General features: G+C 76.1%; 1 pseudogene. It reads right to left on the bottom strand.

Going from position 1 to position 9372, the window contains the following annotated elements:
- Positions 1–9059 (bottom strand): annotated as a pseudogene (locus ACIBEC_RS45210) (type I polyketide synthase); the annotation flags it as partial.
- Positions 9060–9372: the final 313 nt, after the last annotated feature.

Raw genomic sequence — 9372 nt, 5'->3', positions numbered from 1 at the left:
CCCGTACCACCCGTCACCAGCACCGTCCCCGACGGCACCCACGACGAACCCTCACCACGCACAGCCCGCACCAGACGACGCACGAACACACCCGAAGACCGCACCGCCACCTGGTCCTCACCACCACCGGCCAGCACACCCGCCAACCGCCCGAAGACCCGCCCGTCCAACACCTCCGGCAGATCGATCAGACCACCCCAACGCTCCGGATGCTCCAAGGCCACCACCCGGCCCAGACCCCACACCTGCGCCTGCACCGGATCCGCCACCCGCTCCGAACGACCGGTGGAGACCGCCCCACGCGTCACACACCACAACGGCGCACCGACCCCGGCATCGCCCAACGCCTGGACGAGCAGGGTGGTGAGCAGCAGCCCGGTCGACACGCCGTCGGTCCGGCGCTCGTCGAGGGCGAGCAGCGACAGGACGCCTGCGACGGCTGCGCCGTCGGCGACGCACTGTCCGAGGAGTTCGGTCAGGCCCGAGCGGTCGGTGCGGGCGGCGTCCAGCTCGATCTGGCGGACGTCCACGCCGCGGTCGGTGAGGGCCCGCACCGTGCCGAGCACGGCGGTGCCCTCGGCCGAGCCGGTCGGGACGGCGAGCAGCCAGACGCCGGCGGTCAGCGCGGTGGCGGCCTCGCCGATCGGCTTCCAGGTAGCGCGGTAGCGCCAGGCGTCGGTGGTGGCCTGCTCGCGGGTCCGGCGGCGCCAGGCGGAGAGGGCCGGGAGCACCGAGCTGAGGGGCTGGTCGCCGCTGAGGGCGAGAGTGCTGGAGAGCGCGTCGAGGTCGCCGGTGTCGACGGCCTCCCAGAACCGGGCGTCGACGGCGTCGACCGCGGCCGCGGCGGGCGCGGGGGCGGCCAGGTTCTCCAGCCAGTACCACTGGCGCTGGAAGGCGTAGGTGGGCAGGTCGACCCGGCGCGCGCCGGTGCCGGCGAAGACGGCAGGCCAGTCGACGGCGCTCCCGCGCAGGTGCAGCAGGGTGAGGGCGGTGGTGAGGGTGCGGGTCTCCGGGCGTCCGGCGCGCAGGGCCGGGGTGAAGAGGGCGTCCTCGGTGACGCAGTCCTGGCCCATCCCGGAGAGCACCCCGTCGGGGCCCAGTTCCAGGTAGGTGCGGACGCCCCGGCCCTCCAGGACGGAGACGGCGTCGGCGAAGCGGACGGCCTCGCGGACGTGCCGCACCCAGTACTCGGCGTCGGTCAACTCGGTCGAGGCGAGCGCGCCGGTGAGGGTGGAGACGATCGGAATCCGCGGGAGTTCGTAGGTGATCTGCTCGGCGACGGCGCGGAAGTCGTCCAGCATGCCGTCCATCAGCGGGGAGTGGAAGGCGTGGCTGACGGTCAGGCGCTTGGTGCGGCGGCCCGCCAGGCCGGCGACCACGGCCTGGACGGCGTCCTCGGCACCGGAGATCACCACGGAGGTCGGGCCGTTGACGGCGGCGATGCCGACGCCCTCGGTCAGCAGCGGCAGCACCTCCTCGTCGGTGGCCTGCACCGCGACCATCGCACCGCCGCGCGGCAGCGCCTGCATCAACCGGCCACGAGCCGCCACCAGCTTCGCGGCATCCGCGAGCGAGAACACCCCGGCGACGTGGGCGGCGGCCAGCTCGCCGATCGAGTGGCCGGCCAGGTAGTCCGGGCGGACCCCCCAGGACTCGAGGAGGCGGAACAGCGCCACCTCGACGGCGAACAGCGCCGGCTGGGTCCAGCCGGTCTCGCCGATCAGTGCCTCGTCGGCGATCGCCTCGCGCAGCGGGCGGTCCAGGTGGCGGTCGAGTTCGGTGCAGACCGCGTCGAAGGCCGCCGCGAAGGCGGGGTGGGCGGCCGTCAGCTCCGCGGCCATGCCGGCCCGCTGGCTGCCCTGCCCGGTGAACAGGAAAGCGGTGCGGCCGGCGGTGACGGTGCCCTGCAGGACGTCGGCGTTCGACTCGCCGGCGGCCAGGGCGGCGAGGCCGGCCAGCAGGTCGGCGCGGTCCTCGGCGATGACGGCGGCCCGGTGCTCCAGGACGGCGCGGCCGGTGGCGAGCGAGAGGGCGATGTCGCCATCGGTCGCCTCCGCGGGCGTGCCGGCGGTGCGGTCCAGGTGGGTCAGCAGGGCGCGGGCCTGCTCGCGCAGCGCGTCCTCGCTCTTCGCGGAGAGCACCCACGGCTGGACGGCCGGGGCCTGGTCGGCGGGCTTCCGGGTGCGGACGGCGGCCGGGGCCTGCTCCACGATGGTGTGGGCGTTGGTGCCGCTGAAGCCGAAGGAGGAGATGCCCGCGCGGCGGGGGCGGCCGGTCTCCGGCCAGGGGCGGGCCTCGGTGAGCAGTTCGACCGCGCCGGACGCCCAGTCGACGTTGGGCGAGGGCTCGTCGAGGTGGAGGCTCTGCGGCAGCGTACCGTGCTGCATCGCCATGACCATCTTGATGATGCCGGCAACGCCGGCGGCGGCCTGGGTGTGGCCGATGTTGGACTTGAGGGAGCCGAGCCAGAGCGGCCGGTCGTCGGTGTGGTCCTGGCCGTAGGTGGCGAGCAGGGCCTGCGCCTCGATCGGGTCGCCGAGGGCGGTGCCGGTGCCGTGCGCCTCGACGGCGTCCACGTCGGTGGCGGTCAGGCCGGCGTCGGCGAGAGCCTGGCGGATCACCCGCTGCTGGGAGGGGCCGTTGGGGGCGGTGAGGCCGTTGGAGGCGCCGTCCTGGTTGATCGCCGAGCCGCGGACGACCGCCAGCACCGGGTGGCCGTTGTGCTGCGCGTCGGAGAGCCGCTCGACGAGGAGCATGCCCGCGCCCTCGGACCAGCTGGTGCCGTCGGCGGCGGCGGAGAAGGACTTGGAGCGGCCGTCGCGGGCGAGGCCGCGCTGGCGGCTGAAGTCGACGAACGCCTCGGGCGTGGCCATCACGGTGACACCGCCGGCCAGGGCCATCGTGCACTCGCCCTGGCGCAGCGCCTGAACGGCGAGGTGCAGCGCGACCAGCGAGGACGAGCAGGCGGTGTCGACGGTGACGGCCGGCCCCTCCAGGCCGAAGGTGTAGGAGACGCGGCCGGAGGCGATGCTGCCGGAGGTGCCGGTGCCGAGGTAGCCCTCGACGCCCTCGGGGACGGCGCCGAGCCGGGTCGCGTAGTCGTGGTACATCACGCCGGCGAAGACGCCGGTCCGGCTGCCGCGCAGCGTCGCCGGGTCGATGCCGGCCCGCTCGAACGCCTCCCAGGAGGTCTCCAGCAGCAGGCGCTGCTGCGGGTCCATGGCGAGCGCCTCGCGCGGCGAGATGCCGAAGAACGCGGCGTCGAACAGGCCGGCGCCGTGCAGGAAGCCGCCCTGGTCGGCGTACGAGGTGCCGGGGTGGTCCGGGTCGGGGTCGAAGAGGTGGTCGAGGTCCCAGCCGCGGCCGGACGGGAACGCGGAGATCGCGTCGACGCCGCCGGTGACGAGCTGCCACAGCTCCTCGGGCGAGGAGACGCCGCCGGGGTAGCGGCAGGCCATGCCGACGATGGCGATCGGCTCGTCGTCGCGGCGGGCGGGGGCGGCCACGGGAAGGGCGGACTGCTCCGCGGCGCCGGCGATCTCGGTGCTCAGGTGGGCGGCGAGCGCGGCGGGGGTCGGGTGGTCGAAGATCAGCGTGGGCGGCAGGCGCAGCCCGGTGGCGGCGTTCAGCTCGTTGCGCAGTTCGACGGAGGTCAGCGAGTCGAAGCCGAGCTCGTTGAAGGCCCGGCCGGCGTCGATGGTGTCGGAGGACGCGTGGCCGAGCACGGCGGCGACCCGCACGCGCAGCAGTTCCAGGAGTTCGCGGTCGAGCTCGGCGTCGGAGAGGCCGGCCAGGCGGCGCATCAGGTCCGTGCCGCCGGAGCGGCCGGCGCGGGCGGTCCGCCGGGTGGGTGTGCGGACGAGGCCGCGCAGCTGGGCGGGGAGGGTGCCGGCGGCGGCCTGGGCGCGCAGCGCGGCGAGGTCCAGGCGCATCGGGACGAGCACCGGTTCGGCGGTCGCGGTGGCGGTGTCGAAGAGGGCGAGGCCCTCGTCGTCGGCGAGGCCGGTCAGGCCGCTGCGGGCGAGGCGCTGCAGGTCGGCGCTGTCGAGACCGGCGGCCATCCCGCCGTCGGCCCACGGGCCCCAGGCGAGGGAGGTGGCGGGCAGCCCGGTGGCGCGACGGTGTTCGGCGAGGGCGTCGAGGACGGCGTTGGCGGCCGCGTAGTTGGCCTGGCCGAGGCCGCCGAGCACACCGGCGTTGGAGGAGAAGAGGACGAAGGCGGTGAGCGGCTGGTCGGCGGTCAGCTCGTGGAGGTGGAGGGCGGCGTCGGCCTTGGGCCGCAGGACGGTGTCGAGGCGCTCGGGGGTGAGGGCGTCGAGGACGCCGTCGTCGAGGACGCCCGCGGTGTGGACGACGCCGGTGAGCCGGTGTCCGGCGAGTGCGGCGGCGAGGGCTGCGCGGTCGGAGACGTCGCAGGCGGTGACGGTGGCCTCGGCGCCGTGCTCGGCGAGGTCGGCGAGGAGTTCGGCGGTGCCGGGGGCGTCGGCGCCGCGGCGGGAGAGCAGCAGCAGGCTGCGGACGCCGTGCTCGGCCGCCAGGTGGCGGGCGACCAGGGTGCCGAGGGCACCGGAGGCGCCGGTGACCACGACGGTGCCGTCGGGGCCGAACGCGGGGGCGGCACCGGCCCCGGCCGGGTCGGCGGCGGTACGCGCCCGGGCGAGCCGGGGGACGTGCACCGCGCCCTCGCGGACCGCGAGTTCGGGTTCGCCGGAGGCGAGGGCCCCGGCCAGGACCTCGCCGGGGATGCCGTGCGCGTCGAGGTCCAGCAGGACGAGCCGGTCGGGGTGCTCCAGCTGGGCGGAGCGGATCAGGCCGCGGACGGCGGCGCGGGCGAGGGCGCCGGGGCCGTCGGCCGTGCCGCCGGTCGTGAGGACGAGCCGGGCGGCGCCGAGGCGGTCGTCGGCGAGCCACTGCCGGGCCGCGTCGAGTGCCCGGTGCAGGGCGGCGCGGAGGGCGGCCGGGTCGTCCGGTTGCTCGGCGTCGACGGGGCCGACGGGCAGGAACACCGCGTCGGGGGCGGCGCGGCCGGCCTCGACGGCGGCGGTGAGGGCGGCCGGGTCGGGGTACTGCTCGGCGCCGAGGGCGGCGAGTTCGGGGGTGGCGGCGCCGAGGACGGCCCAGCGGCCGGTGGTGGCGGCGGAGACCGGCAGGGCCGTCCACTCGACACGGAACAGTGCGTCGCTGCGGGCGGCGCGGGCGGCGTCGAGCTGCTCGGCGGAGATCTCGCGCAGCGCCAGGGACCGCACCGACAGGACGGGCTGCCCGGTGGCGTCGGCCGCTTCCAGGGCGACCTCGCCGCGGCCGAGGACGGTGGCGCGCAGGCGCAGCGCGGTGGCGCCGGCGGCGTGCAGGGTGACGCCGTGCCAGGAGAACGGCAGGCCGCCGCGGACGGCGTCGTCGGCGGTGTCCGCGCCGAGGGCGTGCAGGGCGGCGTCGAGCAGGGCGGGGTGCAGGCCGTAGCGGTCGGCACCGTCGAGGGCGGGCTCGGGCAGGTCGATCTCGGCGAGGATCTCGGTGCCGCGCAGCCAGACGGCGCGCAGGCCCTGGAAGGCCGGTCCGTAGCCGAAGCCCGCGTCGGTGAGCCGGGCGCGGACGTCCTGGACGTCGACGGGCCGGGCGTCGGCGGGGGGCCAGGCGGCGAGGTCGGGTCCGGCCGGGTCGGCGGCGGGGGCGAGCAGGCCGCCGGCGTGGCGGGTCCAGGGCTCGTCGGCGTCGGCGTGCTCGGGCCGCGAGTGCAGGGAGAGGGTGCGGCTGCCGGTCCGGTCGGCGCCGCCGACCACGATCTGCAGGTGGACGCCGCCCCGGTCGGGCAGCAGTAGCGGCGCCTCCAGGGTGAGTTCCTCGACGAGGCCGCAGCCGGCCTGTTCGGCGGCGCGGACGGCGAGTTCGACGAAGGCGGTGCCGGGGAGCAGGACGCTGCCCTGCACGGCGTGGTCGGCCAGCCAGGGGTGGGTGTCGAGGGCGATCCGTCCGGTGAACAGGATGCCGTCGCCGTCGGCGAGCGCGACGGCGGCGCCGAGCAGGGGGTGGTCGACGGCGCCGAGGCCGACGGCGGTGACGTCACCGCCGTCGGAGCCGGGCGCGAGCCAGAAGCGCTCCTGTTCGAAGGCGTAGGTGGGCAGGTCGACACGGCGGGCGCCCTGCCCGGCGAAGACGGCGTCCCAGTCGGGGGCGGCGCCCCGGATGTGGGCCTGGCCGAGTGCAGCGGTCGCGGTGTGCGCCTCGGGGCGGTCGCCGCGCAGCAGCGGGACGAACACGGCGGCGTCCGGGTCGGCGAGGCAGTCCGGGCCCGTCGAGGAGAGGACCCCCTCGGGACCGAGCTCCAGGTAGGTGGTGACGCCCTGGGCCTCCAGGGTCCGGACGGCGTCGCAGTAGCGGACGGCCTCGCGGACGTGGCGCACCCAGTACTCGGGGTCGCCGATCTCCTCAGCGGTGACGGTCCGGCCGGTGAGGGTGGAGACGAGCGGGACCTTGGGTTCGGCGTACGAGACGGCCTGGGCGCAGCGGCGGAACTCCGCCAGCACGGCGTCCATGTGGGGTGAGTGGAAGGCGTGGCTGACCGTCAGGCGGCGGGTCTTGCGGCCCTGCTCGGCCCAGTGGGCGGCGACGGCGAGGACGGCGTCCTCGTCGCCGGCGACGACGACGGAGGCGGGGCCGTTGACCGCGGCGACGGCGACGGCGGCCTCGCGGCCGGCGAGGGTGGTGCGGATCTCGTCCTCGGTGGCCTGGACGGCGGCCATGGCGCCGCCGGCCGGCAGTGCCTCCATCAGGCGGCCGCGGGCGGCGACCAGCAGGGCGGCGTCGGCCAGGGTGAGCACGCCGGCGGCGTGCGCGGCCGCGAACTCGCCGATGGAGTGTCCGGCGACGGCGTCGGGACGCAGGCCCCAGGACTCGACGAGCCGGTGGAGGGCGACCTCGACGGCAAACAGGGCGGGCTGGGTGTAGGCGGTGCGGTGCAGCAGCTCGGCCTCGGGGGTGCCCTCGGCGGCGAACAGCACCTCGCGCAGCGGCCGTTCGAGCTGGAGGTCGAGGTGGCCGGCGGCCTGGTCGAGGGCGCGGGCGAAGACCGGGTACGTCTCGTAGAGTTCGCGGCCCATGGCGAGCCGCTGGCTGCCCTGGCCGGTGAAGAGGAAGGCGGTGCGCCCTGGGGCGGTGCTGCCCTGGAGCAGGCCGGGGGCGCCGAGGCCGTCGGCGAGGGCGTCCAGGGCGCGCCGGAAGCCGTCCCGCTCGCCGGCGACCACGACGGCGCGGTGCTCGAAGGCGGTGCGGGTGGTGGCGAGGGAGTGGCCGAGGTCGGCGAGGCGGTGCTCGGGGTGCGCGTCGAGGTGGGCGGTGAGCCGGCGGGCCTGCGCGCGCAGCGTCTCCGGGGTCCGGGCGGAGAGCACCCAGGGCAGCGCCGCGGGCGCGCGGGTGGCGGGTTCGGCGGCCGGGATCTCCGAGGTCTGCGGGGCCTGTTCGAGGACGGCGTGGGCGTTGGTGCCGCTGAAGCCGAAGGACGAGACGGCGGCCCGGCGGGGGCGGCCGGTCTCCGGCCAGGGGCGGGCCTCGGTGAGCAGTTCGACCGCGCCGGACGCCCAGTCGACGTGCGGGGAAGGCTCGTTGACGTGCAGGGTCCGCGGCAGGACGCCGTGGCGCATCGCCATGACGGTCTTGATGATGCCGCCGATGCCGGCGGCGGCCTGGGTGTGGCCGATGTTGGACTTGAGGGAGCCGAGCCAGAGCGGCCGGTCGGCCTCGCGGTCCCGGCCGTAGGTGGCGAGCAGGGCCTGGGCCTCGATCGGGTCGCCGAGGGTGGTGCCGGTGCCGTGCGCCTCGACGGCGTCCACGTCGGCGGCGGTCAGGCCGGCGTCGGCGAGGGCCTGGCGGATCACCCGCTGCTGGGAGGGCCCGTTCGGGGCGGTCAGGCCGTTGGAGGCGCCGTCCTGGTTGATCGCCGAGCCGCGGACGACCGCCAGCACCGGGTGGCCGTTGCGCTGCGCGTCGGAGAGCCGCTCGACGAGGAGCATGCCGACGCCCTCGCCCCAGGCGGTGCCGTCGGCGGCCTCGGCGAAGGGCTTGCAGCGGCCGTCTGGAGCCAGGCCCCGCTGGCGGCTGAAGGCGACGAAGGAGCCCGGTCCGGCCATCACGGCCGCGCCGCCGGCCAGCGCGACGCCGCACTCGCCGCGGCGCAGCGACTGTACGGCGAGGTGGAGGGCGACCAGCGAGGAGGAGCAGGCGGTGTCGACGGTGACGGCCGGGCCCTGGAAGCCGAAGGTGTAGGAGATCCGGCCGGAGGCGACGCTGGCGGCGTTGCCGGTGACGAGGTAGCCCTCCATGCCGTCAGCGGCCTCGTGCAGCCGGGGGCCGTACTCCTGGGCCTCGGCGCCGATGAAGACGCCGGTGCGGGACTCGCGCAGGCCGGTCGGGTCGATGCCGGCGCGTTCGAACGCCTCCCAGGCGGTCTCCAGCAGCAGGCGCTGCTGCGGGTCCATGGCGAGCGCCTCGCGCGGCGAGATGGCGAAGAAGCCGGGGTCGAACTCGTCGGCGTCGTGCAGGAAGCCGCCCTCGCGCGCGTACGAGGTGCCGGCCCGGTCGGGGTCGTCGTCGAAGAGGCCGGCGAGGTCCCAGCCGCGGCTGGTCGGGAACGGGGAGACGGCGTCGACCTCGTCGGCGACCAGCTGCCACAGCTGTTCGGGGCTGCGGGCGTCGCCAGGGAAGCGGCAGGCCATCGCCACGATGGCGATGGGCTCGTCGGAGGCGCCGACGGAGGCCGGCAGCGGCTCCGACTCGGCCGCCAGGCCGAGCAGTTCGGCACGCAGGTGGCGGGCGAGCGAGGCCGGGGTCGGGTGGTCGAACACCAGGGTGACCGGCAGGCGCAGCCCGGTGGCGGCGGTGAGCCTGCTGTGCAGGTCCACGGCGGCGAGCGAGTCGAAGCCCAGTTCCAGGAAGGGCCGGTCGGCGTCGACGGCGGCGCCGGAGCGGCCGCGCAGCGCCTCCCTGGCGCGGTCCAGGACGAGGCTCAGGACGGTCCGCTGCTGCTCGGCCTCGGAGGAGTCGGCGAGCCGCGCGCGCCAGGACGAGACGCCGTCCGAATTTGCGACATCCGCGCCGGCCGGCTCCGGAATGAATTCCTCGGACTGGTTCATCATCGCGCGCTCCACTACCCGGCTGACGGTATCAAACACCGTTGGCCAGCGTGGCACGGGAATGCGTCGCCGGATAACCCCTTACGGGGCCCCTCAGCACCCCTACGATTTCGGCCGGCTACCCCTAGGAATTCTCGGGGGTGCCGACCGGGAGGAAATCGCGGAATGCGCCCGGCGAATTCCTCACCCACAATCGGGCCACGCTAGCGCGTCCCGGCGGGCCGGTAAAGCGGGCCACCGGAACTCG

Source organism: Kitasatospora sp. NPDC051164 (assembly GCF_044455625.1).
Taxonomy (GTDB): Bacteria; Actinomycetota; Actinomycetes; order Streptomycetales; family Streptomycetaceae; genus Kitasatospora.
Note: the sequence above shows the minus strand (reverse complement) of the source record. Positions and strands in the feature narration are given on the sequence as shown.